This is a genomic window from Amphibiibacter pelophylacis (assembly GCF_037688875.1).
GTDB classification, from domain to species: domain Bacteria; phylum Pseudomonadota; class Gammaproteobacteria; order Burkholderiales; family Burkholderiaceae_C; genus Amphibiibacter; species Amphibiibacter pelophylacis.
The window spans coordinates 80457-94708 of sequence record NZ_JAWDIE010000008.1 but is presented as its reverse complement, the minus strand read 5'-3'; the positions used below and the strand labels follow the sequence as shown (position 1 = coordinate 94708).

Sequence of the window (14252 nt, the reverse complement as noted above, 5' to 3'; positions counted from 1 at the left end):
TTTTCAAGGATATTCCATGCCCCTGATCACCGGCCTGCGCACCCTGGACGTGCGCTTCCCCACGTCGCAGCACCTGGACGGTTCGGACGCCATGAATCCCGATCCGGATTACTCGGCGGCCTACGTCATCCTGGAGACCGACCAGCCCGGCCTGGAAGGGCATGGGCTGACCTTCACCATCGGGCGCGGCAACGAAATCTGCTGCGCCGCCATCCAGGCGCTGGCCTCGCGCGTGGTCGGCCTGGATCTGGACGGCATCGCCGCCGACATGGGGGCTTTCTGGCGCCATGTCACCAGCGACAGCCAGCTGCGCTGGATCGGCCCCGACAAAGGCGCCATCCACTTGGCCACCGGCGCTGTCGTCAACGCGGTGTGGGACCTGTGGGCCAAGCGCGAGGGCAAACCCGTCTGGCGCCTGGTCGCCGACATGACGCCCGAAGAGCTGGTGCGCTGCATTGATTTCCGCTACATCACCGACTGCATCACCCCCGAAGAAGCGCTGACCCTGCTGCGCGAGCGCGCTGCGGGCAAGGCCGAGCGACTGGCCCAGCTGGAAGCCAGCGGTTACCCCTGCTACACCACCTCGGCCGGCTGGCTGGGCTACCCCGACGACAAACTGCGCCGCCTGGCGCAGGAGGCGGTGGATGCGGGCTTTGCCCACATCAAGCTCAAGGTCGGGCGCGACAAAGAGGACGACATCCGCCGCCTGCGCATCGCGCGCGAGGTGCTGGGCCCCGACCGCCACCTGATGATCGACGCCAACCAGGTCTGGGATGTGCCCCAGGCGATTCCGTGGCTGAAGGATCTGGCCTTCGCCAAACCCTGGTTCATCGAGGAACCGACCAGCCCCGACGACGTGGAAGGCCACCGCGCCATCCGCCAGGCGCTGCTGGGCCAGATGAAGGTCGCCACGGGTGAAATGGGCCAGAACCGCATCCTGTTCAAGCAGTTCATCATGCGCGAAGCCATCGACGTGGTGCAGATCGATTCCTGCCGCCTGGGCGGTGTCAACGAGATCCTGGCGGTGATGCTGATGGCCGCCCAATACGGCCTGCCCGTCTGTCCGCACGCGGGGGGTGTCGGCCTGTGCGAGTACGTGCAGCACCTGTCCATGATCGACTATCTGTGCATCGCGGGCACGCACGAGGGCCGCGTCATCGAGTACGTCGACCACCTGCACGAGCACTTTGAAGCGCCCTGCATCATCCGCAACGCCGCCTACATGCCGCCGCAGCAGCCGGGCTTTTCGATCACCATGAAGCCCGCCTCGCTGGCGCAGTACACCTTCCGGGGCCCCGCCGCATGAGCGCAGCGGGGGCCGCTGGGGCTGTCAGCGGCGGTCGCATCGACGCCCACCAGCACTTCTGGCCCTGGCGCGATCACCCCCAGGATTACGCCTGGATGAGCGAGCCGCTGGCCGCGCTGCGCCGCGACGTGCTCCCGCACGACAGCCTGCCGCTGATGCAGGCGGGCAGTATCGCCCAGTGCCTGGCGGTTCAGGCCCGCGCCACGCCGCGCGAAACCGCCTGGCTGCTGGACTTGTGCGCCACGGCGCCGCAGATCGCGGGCGTCATCGGCTGGGACGACCTGCGCGCGCCTGATCTGCCCCAGCGCCTGGCCGCCTGGCGCGCGCACCCGCAGGGCGAGCGCCTCAAAGGCCTGCGCCATCAGGTGCAGGACGAGGCTGACGTGCCCGCCTTCATCGCCAGCCCCGAGGTCAACCGCGGCCTGCGCGCCGTGCAGGACGCGGGCCTGGTCTACAGCCTGCTGGTGCGCCACGGACAGATGGCCGGGGTGCCCGCCTGGGCCGCGCAGCATGACCGCCACTGGCTGGTGCTGGACCACCTGGGCAAGCCGCCGGTGGGCGCTGCGGCGGGCGACCCGGCCTGGCGCCCGTGGGAAGGCCATCTGCGCGCTCTGGCCGCGCTGCCGCACGTGGCCGCCAAACTATCGGGCCTGGCCACCGAGGCCACGATCGCGGGAGACCTTCCGGACAGCGCCCGATCCGCAATGCGCCGCTGCTGGGACATCGCGCTGGACGCCTTTGGCGCGCAGCGGCTGATGTTTGGCTCGGACTGGCCGGTGCTCTCGCTGGCCACGTCCTACGCCGACAATCTGGCGCTGTTTTCCGACTGGACCAGCCGCCTGAGCGCCGCCGAACAAAGCGCGCTGTGGCAGGGCACGGCCCGGCGCGTGTATGGCCTCAGCGGTCTGTCCTGATTTCTGAAGATTCCTGAAAGCCGTCCATGGATCTCTACCTGAGCGACAAAACCGTCATCGTCACCGGCGGCGCCAGCGGCATCGGCGCCGCCATCAGCCTGGCGCTGGCGAACGAGGGTGCGATCCCCGTCATTTTCGGCAAAAGCCCGATGACGCCCGATTTTGCGCAGGCACTCTACGCGGCGCAGCCCAGATCGCACTTCATCCAGATCAACCTGAGCGACGCCAGCGCCTGCACGCGCGCCGTGGACGACACGCTGCAGCATTTCGGGCGCCTGGACGGCCTGGTGAACAACGCGGGCATCAACGACAGCGTGGGCCTGGACGCGGGCCCGCAGGCCTTCACCGGATCGCTGGACCGCAATCTCATCCACTACTACACGCTGGCCCACCTGTGCGTGCCGCACCTGAAAGCCAGCCGGGGCGCCATCGTCAACATCAGCAGCAAGACCGCGCTGACGGGCCAGGGCAACACCAGCGGCTACTGCGCCGCCAAGGGCGCGCAGCTCGCCCTGACGCGCGAATGGGCCGCCGCTCTGCGCATGGACGGCGTGCGCGTCAACGCCGTCATCCCGGCCGAAGCCATGACGCCGCTCTACCGCCGCTGGGTGGACAGCTTCCCCGATCCGCAGGCCAAACTGGACAGCATCACCGCCAGAATTCCGCTGGGCCAGCGCATGACGACCTGCGAAGAGCTGGCTGACATGACGGTGTTTCTGCTCTCGCCGCGCAGCAGCCACACCACCGGGCAATGGGTGTTTGTCGATGGCGGCTACACCCACCTGGACCGGGCGCTGACATGAGCACGGCGATGTCCGGCGTGACGCAGCAGGTGCTGCTGCTTGATCTGAAAGACAGCCCGGACGCCATCGCCGCCTACGAGGCCGCGCACAAGCGCATCTGGCCCGAAGTCGCTGCGCACCTGCGCCGCCACGGCGTGCTGGACATGACGATTCACCGCCTGGGCACGCGCCTGGTGATGGTCATGCAGACCGACGACGCGCGCTTCGACGCGGCGCGCATGGCGCAGGATCAGGCGCTCATCCCCATCCTGAGCGAATGGGAGGCGCAGATGGGACAGTACCAGGCGCCCACGCCCTGGACGCCCGAGGGCCAGAAGTGGACGCGGGCCGCCTGCATCTTCCGTCTTGCAGATCAGCCCGACCCGCCCGATCAGCCCGAACAGACCTGATCCTTTCAGATCAGCGCGCGCAGCCTCTGTCGTACCAGCCCCGGCTGCGGTTGACGACGCGGACCACCAGCAGCATCACCGGCACCTCGATCAGGACGCCGACCACGGTGGCCAGCGCCGCGCCCGATTCAAAGCCGAACAGGCTGATGGCGGCGGCCACGGCCAGCTCGAAAAAGTTGCTCGCGCCGATCAGCGCCGAGGGGCAGGCCACGCTGTGCGATTCGCCCACGCGCCGGTTCAGCCAGTAAGCCAGCCCCGCGTTGAACAGCACCTGGATCAGGATGGGCACCGCCAGCAGCGCAATCACCAGCGGCTGCGACAGAATGGCGCCGCCCTGAAAAGCAAACAGCAGCACCAGCGTCAGCAGCAGCGCCACGATGGACGCAGGCCCCAGCCGCGCCAGCGCTGATTCCAGCGCCTGCGGCCCCCGGCGCAGCAGCGCGCGCCTGGCGAGTTGCGCCAAAACGACCGGGATGACGATGTACAGCAGCACCGACGTGACCAGCGTCGCCCAGGGCACCACGATGCTGGACAGCCCCAGCAGCAGCGCCACGATGGGCGCAAACGCAAACACCATGATGGCGTCGTTGAGCGCCACCTGGCTCAGGGTGAACAGCGGATGCCCGCCCGTGAGCCGGCTCCAGACAAACACCATGGCCGTGCACGGCGCCGCCGCCAGCAGGATCAGCCCGGCGATGTAGCTGTCGATCTGCTCCGGCGGCAGCCAGGGCGCGAAGAGGTGGCGCACGAAAATCCAGCCCAGCAGCGCCATCGAAAAGGGCTTGACCGCCCAGTTGACGAAGAGCGTCACCCCGATGCCGCGCCAGTGCTGACCGACCTGCGCCAGGCTGGCGAAATCAATGCGCAGCAGCATGGGGATGATCATCACCCAGATCAGCGCGCCAACCGGCAGGTTGACCTGCGCGATCTCCAGCCGCCCCACCGCCTGCACGCCCGCCGGGAACAGCTGCCCCAGGCCCACGCCTGCGACCATGCACAGCAGCACCCAGGCCGTGAGGTGACGCTCGAAAAAGCCCATGCGCTGCGCTTCAGCCGACATGTTCGCCTCCCGCCAGGGCGCGGGCGCTGCCCTGCAGCCGCTCGGGTGACAGCTCGGACGTCGGCAGGCTGATCAGCAGGCTGATGCGCTGGCGCAGGGCCAGCAGGGTCTGGCGAAAGGCCGCGCGCTGGGCGTCCGGCCCGCCCGCCACCGCTGAGGGGTCGGCGTAGCCCCAGTGCGCCGTGGCCGGGCGTCCGGGCCAGATCGGGCAGGTTTCGCCCGCCGCGCTGTCGCACACGGTGATGATCAGATCCATGCGCGGCGCGTCTGGCGCGGCGAACACATCCCAGCATTTGCTGTGCAGGCCGTCGGTGGGCAGTCCGGCTTCGGCCAGCACTTCCAGGCCGATGGGGTTGGGTTTTTGCGCCTCGCGCGGGCTGCTGCCGGCCGAAAAGCCGCGAAAGCGCTCTCCGCCCAAGTGGTTGAGCAGCGCCTCGGCCAGGATGCTGCGCGCCGAGTTGTGCGTGCACAGGAAAAGGACGTTCAAGGGCGTGGTCATGGGGGTCGCTCCGGAAGGATCAGTCAGGGTCAGGGTCAGGGTCAGGGTCAGGGTCAGGGTCAGGGTCAGGGTCAGGGTCAGGGTCGGGGGATAGCGCCACAGCTCTCGCCCTGGCAGCAGTGCTCGGTCAGGTAGCCCAGCAGGGCGTTCATGCGCCCGAATTCGGCGCGGCAGATCAGGCTGCGGCCGTCGCGCTCCTGCGTGATCAGGCCCGCATGCACCAGCTCTTTGAGGTGAAAGGACAGCGTGTTGCCCGGCACCTGCCAGCGCGCGGCCAGCTCGCCCGGCGTCAGGCCCTGCGGTCCGGCGACCACCAGGGCGCGGAACACGCGCAGGCGCAGCGGCTGGGCCAGTGCGGCCAGGGCGCTGAGCGCGGCAGATTCTTCCAGCGTGGCGGTGGACGTCAGGTCTGTGGTCGTTTCCATGATTCCATCATACTGGAATTATTGAATTGTTTGACGGATGGCAGTCACGATGTTTTGCCCGACAATCACGCCATGGATGCCAACGCCCCCAATACCCTCGCCGTCTACCCCGGCACCTTCGACCCCATCACCCAGGGCCATGTTGATCTGGTGCAGCGCGCCAGTCGCCTGTTCGGCCGCCTGACGGTGCTGGTGGCGCAGGGCCATCACAAGAACACGCTGTTCAGCGCCGACGAGCGCGTGGACCTGGCGCGCGAGGCGCTGGCCGGGCTGCCCGGCGTTCAGGTGCAGGGCTTCACGGGCCTTTTGCGCGACACCGTGCTGGCGCTGGGCGGCCAGGTGGTGGTGCGCGGCCTGCGCGGCGTGAGCGATTTCGATTACGAGTTCCAGATGGCCGGCATGAACCGCCACCTGATGCCCGAGGTGGACACCGTTTTTCTGGCGCCCTCGCCGCAGGTGCAGTACATCAGCGGCACTTTCGTGCGCGAGATCGCCCGCCTGGGGGGCGACGTCGCGCCCTTTGTGCCGCCCAGCGTGCTGGCCCCGCTGCAGCGCCGTCTGGCCGGGGACTGAGCATGGCGCTGATGATCACCGACGCCTGCATCAACTGCGACGTCTGCGAGCCCGAATGCCCCAACGGCGCGATCAGCATGGGCGCCGAGTATTACGTCATCGCCCCCAGCCGCTGCACCGAGTGCGTGGGCCACTTCGATGAGCCGCAGTGCGTGGCCATCTGCCCGGTGGAGTGCATCCCGCTCAACCCCGAACACGTCGAGAGCCGCGAACAGCTCCAGGCGAAATACGAGGGGCTGGAGGCGGAAAAGCGGGCTGCAGCCCGCGTCTGATTACCCCGCCTTCTTCCGCCCCGCTGCCGGTTTGGCCGCCGCTTTTGCAGCCGTCTTTACCGGAGCGGCTTTCGCAGCAGCAGCGGGTTTGGCGGCGGCTTTGGGCGCGGCCTTCGCGGCTGGCTTGGCGGCAGTTTTCCGTGCTGGTTTGGGGGCCGCCGGGACTTTGGGCACCAGCGCCTGACCCTGCTCGACTGTGGCCTGCACCGCAGCCTGGCCCTGCTGAACCACCGCCTGCGCCAGACGGGCGAACTGACCGGTCATGTCGTTCCACCACTGTGTGGGCAGGGCGGCGGCGGCGTCGGCTGTAGCGGATTCGGAGGCGGGCGCCGGGCTGGCCTGCGGAGCCGGTGCTGGCGCAGGCGCAGCTTGCGGCGGAGCGGCCGGAGCCGGCGCTTCAGCCGCCGTCGTGGGTGCAGCCGCCGTGGCCTGCGCCAGGTGGGCCCACGGGGCGGCCATGGCGTCCATCATGCTTTGCAGCGGCACATTCATGTTCTGCAGCGTGGCCATGGTCAGGCGCTGGACCTCCAGCGCGCGGATGGTGTTATCCACCAGCGTCGCGTTCTGGTCCAGCCAGAATTTGACGGTTTTCAAGTCCTCGATGCGCTTGTCCAGCTCCTGCGGGTTGGCGCTGGGTGTCAGCCAGTGCGCCAGGCCCGGGGGCATCGCGGTCTGCACACCCGGCATCGGCACGGCGGGGTTGGCCGCCGTGGCGGACGCGGGGATGAAGGCTTTGAACAGATCGCCCCAGCCCGCCATGGCACCGGCGAACGGCAGGGCGGACGAGGGGGATTCGGGCGCTGAACTCATGGCGGTCCTTTGCAAGGGCGGGTGTTGGGATTCCAGTATTGTGCGCTCTGGCGCGCCATGCGGCCCCGCTGGCGCGTCAAATCGCCGACAATGCCGGGCCTACGCCACTCGCTTTTTCCCCATGGACACTCCTGGCAACCTTTTCGTGATCGCCGCGCCCAGTGGCACGGGCAAATCCAGCCTGGTGCGCGCGCTGCTGGAGCTGGACGCGCAGCTCGATGTCTCCATCTCGCACACCACGCGCGCGCCGCGCGGCCAGGAGCAGGACGGGCGCGAATACTGGTTCATCCCCGAAGACGAGTTCCGCGCCCTGATCGCGCAGAACGCCTTTTTCGAGTGGGCCGAAGTCCACGGCAACCTGTACGGCACCTCGCGCACCGCCATCGAGGCGCGCCTGCGCGAAGGCGCCGACGTGGTGCTGGAGATCGACTGGCAGGGCGCGCTGCAGATCAAGGAGCTGTTCCCGCACGCGGTGCTGATGTTCATCCTGCCGCCCTCCTGGCCCGAGCTGCGCCAGCGTCTGACCCGGCGTGGCGAGGACAGCGAAGCCGTCATTGCCAAGCGCATGGCCAATGCCGCCAACGAAGTCCAGCAGGCGCATCGCTTTGATTTCGTTATAATCAATGCCCACTTCGATACGGCGCTGTTTGATCTCAAAGCGGTCGTTCACGCCCAGCGTCTCAAGTACGCTGCGCAGCGTCGCAACCGATCCGGGGTGTTCGAGGCGCTGGCTCTGCCTCCCTCGACGGTCTGACCCGAGTCTGATCGGTCTTTGTTCCGTTTTTTCACGTTCTCCACCAGGAAACCACCATGGCCCGCATCACCGTTGAAGACTGCCTGGAAAAAATCCCCAACCGCTTCGAGCTGGTGCTGTGCGCCACCTACCGCGCACGTATGCTCAGCCAGGGCCACACCCCGCGCATCGAAAGCCGCAACAAGCCCAACGTGACCGCTCTGCGCGAAATCGCCGAAGGCCACATCGGCCGCGAAATGCTGCGCCGCGTGCCCGCGCGCTGATCGGGTCAGCGCTGCCACGAAAAACCCGGCCGAGGCCGGGTTTTTTCATGGCCGCACGATCAGAGTGACCGGTGCGGCGACCCCCGCCGTCAGCCTTTGAGGTGCTGCGCCAGCGCATCCGCCGTGCGCTGGTTGGCCAGCGTGGCGGCTGCGGCATCGTAATGCTCGCCAGCGGGGCGGGCAAAGGCGTGATCGACGCCCGGATAGACCTGGGTCGTGACCTGGGCGTGCCCAGCGAAGGCCTTGACGATGGCCTCGCGCGCTTCGGGCGGGCAGAAGCCGTCTTTCTCGGCAATATGCAGCAGCACAGGCTGGCGGATGTTCGCGGCTTCGTCCAGCGCGGCCTCGATGCCCACGCCGTAGTAGCCCACGCTGACATCGCTGTCGGTGCGGCACGCCGCCAGGTAAGCCAGCTTGCCGCCCAGGCAGTAGCCCACGACGCCCGCTTTGCCGCCCGCGACGGCCGGGTGGGCGCGCAGCGCGGTCAGCGTGGCCTGGATGTCTTCCACGGCCTTGCCCTGGTCCAGCGCCTGGAAGTATTCGAAGGCCTTCTTCCAGTCTTCGGGGGTGTAACCCAGCTCGATGCCGGGCTGGATGCGCCAGAACAGGTCCGGCACCGCGACGACATAGCCCAGCTGGGCGAAGGTGTCGGCCAGCTCGCGCATGTTGAAGTTGACGCCGAAAATCTCCTGCGCCATCACAAGGCCGGGGCCTGTGCCGCCGGGCGGCAGGGCCAGATAGCCCGAAAACGTGCCGCTGCCGTCTAGCGCGGTGATGGATAGGGGTGAACTCATGACAGCTTCCTTGTGCAGTGAAATCAGCCCGCAAGGATAACAAGAGTGCGCCGCCAGGCCCAACAGCCTCAGAGGGTGCCAAGGCGCGGGTTTTCCATTAAGCTAGAGACGGATGTCGTCTGCGCGCGACCCGCCAATATCTCCAAACCCCCCGATTTTCAGGTGTCCCATGAGTCTGCGTTCGCTGGCGGCCGATCTTCTGCCCAGTGCCCTGAGGCGCCGGGCCCGGCCACGCCCGAATGCGGCCGGGCCGGACGCCCCGGTGCGCCCCGACGCCAGCACCTATGCTGAGCTGGCCGAACGCATCGGCTACCTGAGCAAAGCCGAACAGGCGCAGGTGCGCGAAGCCTGGCGCTTCGCCGACGAGGCCCACCTGGGCCAGAAACGCGCCAGCGGCGAGCCCTATATCACCCACCCGCTGGCGGTGGCCGGCATCTGCGCCGACTGGCGCATGGACGTGCAGGCCCTGATGGCCGCGCTGACACACGATGCCATGGAAGACTGCGGCATCACCAAATCCGACATTCTGGAGCGCTTTGGCAGCGTCACCGCCGATCTGGTCGACGGGCTGACCAAGCTGGACAAGCTGCAGTTCGCCACCCGCGAAGAGACCCAGGCCGAGTCCTTCCGCAAGATGCTGCTGGCCATGGCGCGCGACGTGCGTGTCATTCTGATCAAGCTGGCCGACCGCCTGCACAACATGCGCACCATGGGCGCGATGGCGCAGCACAAGCGCGCGCGCATCGCCCGCGAGACGCTGGACATCTACGCCCCCATCGCGCACCGCCTGGGTCTGAACGAGGTCTACCGCGAGCTGCAGGACATCTCTTTCGCCTGCGTCTACCCCTGGCGCAGCCGCATCATCACCGAGGCCATGCGCCGCTCGGTGCAGCACCCGCGCGAAATCGTCGAGCGCGTGCGCCAGGACGTCGAGCGCGCCTTCGCCGCCGCCCGCCTGCGCGTGACGCTGGAAGGGCGCACGAAGGAATCCTTCTCCATCTACAACAAGATGAAGGACAAGCACGCCTCGTTTGCCGACATCAACGACCTGTTCGGCTTTCGCGTGGTGGTGGGGACGATGCCGCAGTGCTATACCGCGCTGGGCGTGCTGCACCACCTGTACAAACCCATGCCGGGGCGCTTCAAGGATTACGTCGCGCTGCCCAAGGCCAACGGCTACCAGTCGCTGCACACCACCCTGGTCAGCCCGCTGGGCACGCCCATCGAGTTCCAGATCCGCACGGAAGAGATGCACCTGGTCGCTGAAAAAGGCGTGGCGGCCCACTGGGCCTACAAGGACCGCAAGCCCGCGCGCGGCCGCACGGGGGCCAGCGGCGGCAGCGGGCAGCCCGGCGCCGAGGACGATCCGCAGGGCATGGGCTGGCTGCAGTCGCTGCTGGACATCCAGAACACCACGCGCGATTCGCTGGAGTTTTTCGAGCACGTCAAGGTCGATCTTTACCCGGAATCGGTTTACGTCTTCACGCCCAAGAACCGCATCCTGACGCTGCCCAAGGGCTCGACGCCGGTCGATTTTGCTTACGCCGTGCACTCCGACGTGGGTCACCGCTGCGTGGCCGCGCGCATCAACGACGAGGCCGTGCCGCTGCGCACGCGCCTGGTCAACGGCGACCGGGTGGAGATCATCCAGGGCGCGCAGACCCGGCCCAACCCGGCCTGGCTGGATTTCGTGCGCACCGGCAAGGCGCGCGCCAAAATCCGCAACTACCTGAAAACCGCGCAGACGCAGGACGCGCTGGGCCTGGGCGAACGCATGCTGGGTCAGGCCCTGCGCGCGCTGGGTTATGCGCTGCCCGCCGTGCGGCACGGCGATGCGCCGGCCGATCAGGCGCACAACCAGCAGGTGCAGCAGCTGTGGCAGCAGGTCACGCGCTGGGCCGAAAGCAAGGGCCGCGACGAGCTGCTGATCGATCTGGCCCTGGGGCGCAAGGTCGCGGCGCTGGTGGCGCAGCGCATGGCCACGCTGCTGACCGAGCAGGGCCACAAGCCCGATCCGGTGCAGCTCAGCCTGTCGCGCTACGCGCCCGACGAGGCGGTGGCCAGCCACGGCCTGCTGGTGATCGACGGCTCGGAAGGCGCGTCCATCCAGATCAGCCCCTGCTGCCGCCCCATTCCGGGCGACCCCATCCGCGGCTATCTGGGCCGGGGCGAGGCGCTGCAGGTTCATCACGCTGAATGCCGCCAGGTCAAGCGCAGCATGGCGCGCGAAGGCGACCGCTGGATGCCGCTGGAGTGGGCCGAAAGCCCGGTGCGCGCCTTTGAGACCGCGCTGAGCATCTGGGTGCAGAACGGCCAGGGGCGGCTGGCGGCGGTCATCGCGGCGATCAAGGGCGACATCACGCACGTTGATCTGGCGCGTGACGCGCAGGCCGACGGCGTCGAGGAAATCAACATCCGCTTCCTCGTGCAGGATCGCCTGCACCTGGCCGACATCCTGCGGCGCGTGCGCCAGCTGGCCTTTGTGCACAAGGTGACCCGGCTGCGCGGCCAGGCCGATCCGGCTCAGCGCCCGGGTTCGGGCGCAGGGTAAGCGACCGCCAGAATCTCCAGCGTCTGCCAGCCGGCGGGCGTCTGCAGGCGCACCTCGTCGCCCTCGCGGGCCTTGAGCAGCGCCCGCGCCACCGGCGACAGCCAGGTGATCTGTCCGGCCAGTGCGTCGGCCTCGTCTTCGCCCAGGATGGTCACGGTCTGCTCCTGGCCGTCCTCGCGCGCGAAGGTCACGGTGGCGCCGAAAAACACCTGGTCGCCGCCGTGGTGCACGGTCGGGTCGACCACCGTGGCCTGCTCCAGGCGCTTGATCAGGAAGCGGATGCGGCGGTCGATTTCGCGCAGGCGCTTTTTGCCGTAGAGGTAATCGCCGTTCTCGGAGCGGTCGCCGTTGGACGCGGCCCACGAGACTTTTTCCACCACCTGCGGACGCTCGGTGTGGGCCAGAACATGCAGCTCTTTTTGCAGGCGCTCGAAGCCGGTGCGGCTGATGTAGCGCTTGCGCGGCGGCGCTTCGGGCGTGTCCGGCTCGGTGCTCATGCCCAGCCCCGGCGCTGGTAGCGCCCACCGGGCAGGCGCTGAACCTGGCCCTGCAGCTCAAGGTCGAGCAGCCGGGCCATCAGGTCGGCCGTGGTTTCGCCGGTGCGCGCCTGCAGCTGGTCCAGATCAAGCGGATCGTGGCCCAGCGCCTCCAGAAGCTGCGCGCAGCCGGGCAGCAGAGCGGCCTGGGAGGGCGTGACGATTTCGGATGAAGAGGCTGCAGGTGGCGTGCGGGACGCGCTGGCGCCCCGGCGGCGCGGAGAGGCTGCGGCAGTTTTCACCGGCGCAGGCTGCAGGCGCAGCTCGCTGAGCACGTCGTCGGCGACTTCGACCAGGCGGGCGCCCTGTTTGATCAGCGCGTGGCAGCCCTTGACCTGCGGCGCGTGGATCGAGCCGGGGATGGCAAAAACCTCGCGGCCCATCTCGGTGGCCAGCCGGGCGGTGATCAGGGAGCCCGACCCCATCGCGGCTTCGACCACCAGCGTGCCCAGCGACAGCCCGGCGATCAGGCGGTTGCGCTGCGGGAAGTTCTGCGACCTTGCGGGCGTGCCCAGCAGGTACTCGCTGAGCAGCAGCCCGTTCTGGGCGATGGCGTGGGCCAGATCGCGGTGGCTGGCCGGGTAGACGCGGTCCAGCCCCGTTCCGACCACCGCCAGCGTGGCCGGAGCGCCCGTGGCCGCGGCCAGCGCACCTTGGTGCGCCGCTGCGTCCACGCCCTGGGCCAGGCCCGAGACCACGCACAGGCCGCAGGACGCGAAGTGGCGCGCAAAGGCGCGGGCGTTGTCCTCGCCCCCGGCGGTGGGGTTGCGCGAGCCGACCATGGCCAGCGCAGGCAGGCGCAGCGCCGCCAGATCGCCTTGGGCGAACAGCATCAGCGGCGGATCGGGCGTTTCCAGCAGCAGCGCGGGGTAATCGGTGTCGCCGGGCACCAGCACATGGCGGCGCGCGCTGGCGTCGGCCAGCCAGGCCTGAGTGCTGGCCAGCTGGGCCTCGGCCTGCTGGCGCACTTCGGCGTCGCTCAGGGCCGTGCCCGCGCCGGGCAGCAGTGCGTTCAGCGCCGAAGCTGTCGTGCCGACCACCGCCTGCGGCGAACCGAGGCGCGCCAGCAGCTGGCGCACGCCGCGCCGCCCCAGGCCCGGCGCCAGCAGCAGGCGCAGCCAGGCGAGCAGCTCGTCGGGGTCGGAGGCGGCCGTGGGCGTCACCGGGTCTGTCCCTGTGCGCGTCAGATCAGCGGGCGCTGCCGACATCCACCGAGGTGGGCGCAACCACGCTGTCGCCCGGCCGCACCGGCCAGACGCTGTTCATCACCAGGGCGTAAGACGCCTTGTCGAACACATGCACCAGCATGAGCGTGGCTTTTTTCTCGCCCGGCACGCTCATGACGACCTGGCCGGGGCTGGTCGGATCGGTGGTGACACGCTGCGGCGGCATCACATCAAAGACATCGCCCACCTGCAGGCCCTGCTGCTGGCCCCGGTTGACGATGACCAGCTGGTTGGGCCCGGCTTCGCCGTGGTCCGGCACCGACACCACCAGCCCCTCCTGGCCCACAGCCGGAGCGTGCGGGATGAAGCGGTCCAGCGCCACCCCCGTCAGCGGGTGCGCGGGCAGCGGCGCCAGACGGTCGCCGACCAGCACCTCGTCGCTGGCGCGCACGATGCGCAGGGTGTAGGGCACTTCGGCAGCGGCGATCTGGGGATCGCTGTCGTGGCCCCGGGCGATCAATTCAGCCTCGCCCACGGCGCGGGTCTCGTGGCCCAGCACCTCGCCCGTCACCGGATCTTTCACCGGCGAGGCCATGCGGTAGATCTGCAGCAGCGTGCCCGTCGGGATCGTCTGCAGCTCGCCCCCGCGCGCGTACACCGTGTCGCCCAGGCTGACCAGGGCGCGGCGCTCAGGCAGCGCCACAATGCGCGGCGCGGCAGCCAGGCGCTCGTCGGGCAGGATCTGCGACCGGGACAGAAAAGGCCGCACCGTGGCCAGCATCACGGGCGCAACGCCCGCAGGCCCCAGGGCCTCGGTGCGCACGCGCGGCGACAGGTGAACGGTGGGCAGCGCAGGCACAGCCTCTGCGCGCGCCTGGCGGACCGTCTTTTTGCTGCCGCGCGGGATTTTGCGCGCTGCATGCTTTTGGGCGCCCTGCTTTTTAACGCTGTTTTTGTGCGCGCCTGGTGCAGCAGCCCGGGCCGGGGTGGGCGACAGCGCCAGGCCAGTACCCAGCACAAGGCCCAGCAGGGCGGTCATCAGGGCCAGCCGGCCGGGCCGGATCAGTGCAGGGGCAGACAGACGGGACATCATCATCTCCATTCAGCGGCGGCCAGAACGGGCCAGTCGGCCGGACC

The 14252-nt window shown here is 68.8% G+C and carries 17 protein-coding genes; 9 read left to right on the top strand and 8 right to left on the bottom strand.

Going from position 1 to position 14252, the window contains the following annotated elements; all coding sequences use genetic code 11:
• Positions 1 to 16: 16 nt before the first annotated feature.
• Genes RV045_RS06825 through RV045_RS06810 form a run of 4 tightly spaced genes read left to right on the top strand, consistent with a single transcriptional unit; the run spans position 17 to position 3412 of the window.
• Entirely contained in the window at positions 17 to 1306 is a 1290-nt protein-coding gene (locus RV045_RS06825) for an L-fuconate dehydratase (protein WP_423235024.1), read from the top strand.
• Positions 1303 to 2220, top strand: a complete 918-nt coding sequence (locus RV045_RS06820) for an amidohydrolase family protein (protein WP_423235023.1) — start codon at positions 1303 to 1305, stop codon at positions 2218 to 2220. The genes RV045_RS06825 and RV045_RS06820 overlap by 4 nt, the downstream gene beginning before the upstream one ends.
• A 26-nt stretch (positions 2221 to 2246) precedes the next feature.
• Complete coding sequence (locus RV045_RS06815; RefSeq protein ID WP_423235022.1) at positions 2247 to 3023, top strand: L-fucose dehydrogenase; 777 nt, start codon at positions 2247 to 2249, stop codon at positions 3021 to 3023.
• The gene (locus RV045_RS06810) at positions 3020 to 3412 is read left to right on the top strand and encodes an L-rhamnose mutarotase (protein WP_423235021.1); all 393 of its coding nucleotides are present in this window, start codon (positions 3020 to 3022) and stop codon (positions 3410 to 3412) included. Before RV045_RS06815 ends, RV045_RS06810 begins: the two co-directional genes overlap by 4 nt.
• A 10-nt stretch (positions 3413 to 3422) precedes the next feature.
• On the opposite strand, the gene arsB is transcribed toward RV045_RS06810, so the two are convergent.
• The 3 genes from arsB to RV045_RS06795 form a co-directional block, all read right to left on the bottom strand.
• Complete coding sequence (gene arsB / locus RV045_RS06805) at positions 3423 to 4472, bottom strand: ACR3 family arsenite efflux transporter (protein ID WP_423235020.1); 1050 nt, start codon at positions 4470 to 4472, stop codon at positions 3423 to 3425.
• A complete protein-coding gene (locus RV045_RS06800) occupies positions 4462 to 4971 on the bottom strand; it encodes an arsenate reductase ArsC (RefSeq protein ID WP_423235019.1) in 510 nt (169 codons plus the stop codon). Before RV045_RS06800 ends, arsB begins: the two co-directional genes overlap by 11 nt.
• Before the next feature lie 77 nt (positions 4972 to 5048).
• Positions 5049 to 5396 (bottom strand): ArsR/SmtB family transcription factor, encoded by a 348-nt coding sequence (locus tag RV045_RS06795; RefSeq protein WP_423235018.1) that lies wholly within the window; start codon positions 5394 to 5396, stop codon positions 5049 to 5051.
• Positions 5397 to 5468: 72 nt separating this feature from the next.
• On the opposite strand from RV045_RS06795, the gene coaD reads away from it, so the two are divergent.
• Both coaD and RV045_RS06785 read left to right on the top strand, forming a co-directional pair.
• Entirely contained in the window at positions 5469 to 5969 is a 501-nt protein-coding gene (gene coaD, locus RV045_RS06790) for a pantetheine-phosphate adenylyltransferase (RefSeq protein ID WP_423235017.1), read from the top strand.
• Between the two features lie 2 nt (positions 5970 to 5971).
• Positions 5972 to 6241, top strand: a complete 270-nt coding sequence (locus tag RV045_RS06785) for a YfhL family 4Fe-4S dicluster ferredoxin (RefSeq protein WP_423235016.1) — start codon at positions 5972 to 5974, stop codon at positions 6239 to 6241.
• Here RV045_RS06785 and RV045_RS06780 read toward each other — a convergent pair whose 3' ends face one another.
• Positions 6242 to 7051: a PhaM family polyhydroxyalkanoate granule multifunctional regulatory protein gene (locus RV045_RS06780; RefSeq protein ID WP_423235015.1), complete on the bottom strand. Its 810-nt coding sequence runs from the start codon at positions 7049 to 7051 to the stop codon at positions 6242 to 6244. It abuts the gene before it with no gap.
• Positions 7052 to 7172: 121 nt separating this feature from the next.
• On the opposite strand from RV045_RS06780, the gene gmk reads away from it, so the two are divergent.
• Together gmk and rpoZ are read left to right on the top strand one after the other, a co-directional pair.
• Positions 7173 to 7805, top strand: a complete 633-nt coding sequence (gmk, locus tag RV045_RS06775) for a guanylate kinase (RefSeq protein WP_423235014.1) — start codon at positions 7173 to 7175, stop codon at positions 7803 to 7805.
• Between the two features lie 56 nt (positions 7806 to 7861).
• Positions 7862 to 8068, top strand: coding sequence for a DNA-directed RNA polymerase subunit omega (gene rpoZ / locus RV045_RS06770; protein ID WP_423235013.1), 207 nt, complete (start codon positions 7862 to 7864; stop codon positions 8066 to 8068).
• Between the two features lie 89 nt (positions 8069 to 8157).
• Here rpoZ and RV045_RS06765 read toward each other — a convergent pair whose 3' ends face one another.
• On the bottom strand, positions 8158 to 8862 hold the full coding sequence (locus RV045_RS06765) for a dienelactone hydrolase family protein (RefSeq protein WP_423235012.1): 705 nt from the start codon (positions 8860 to 8862) through the stop codon (positions 8158 to 8160).
• Between the two features lie 169 nt (positions 8863 to 9031).
• Between RV045_RS06765 and RV045_RS06760 the strand changes: the two genes are divergently transcribed.
• Positions 9032 to 11413 (top strand): RelA/SpoT family protein, encoded by a 2382-nt coding sequence (locus RV045_RS06760; protein ID WP_423235011.1) that lies wholly within the window; start codon positions 9032 to 9034, stop codon positions 11411 to 11413.
• On the opposite strand, the gene greB is transcribed toward RV045_RS06760, so the two are convergent.
• From greB to RV045_RS06745, 3 genes are read right to left on the bottom strand one after another with little or no spacing between them, the layout of a single operon-like run.
• A complete protein-coding gene (gene greB, locus RV045_RS06755) occupies positions 11386 to 11910 on the bottom strand; it encodes a transcription elongation factor GreB (protein WP_423235010.1) in 525 nt (174 codons plus the stop codon). The two genes, RV045_RS06760 and greB, sit on opposite strands and share 28 nt — an antisense overlap.
• The gene (gene dprA / locus RV045_RS06750; protein WP_423235009.1) at positions 11907 to 13157 is read right to left on the bottom strand and encodes a DNA-processing protein DprA; all 1251 of its coding nucleotides are present in this window, start codon (positions 13155 to 13157) and stop codon (positions 11907 to 11909) included. Before dprA ends, greB begins: the two co-directional genes overlap by 4 nt.
• On the bottom strand, positions 13138 to 14205 hold the full coding sequence (locus RV045_RS06745) for a hypothetical protein (protein WP_423235008.1): 1068 nt from the start codon (positions 14203 to 14205) through the stop codon (positions 13138 to 13140). Before RV045_RS06745 ends, dprA begins: the two co-directional genes overlap by 20 nt.
• Positions 14206 to 14252 lie beyond the last annotated feature (47 nt).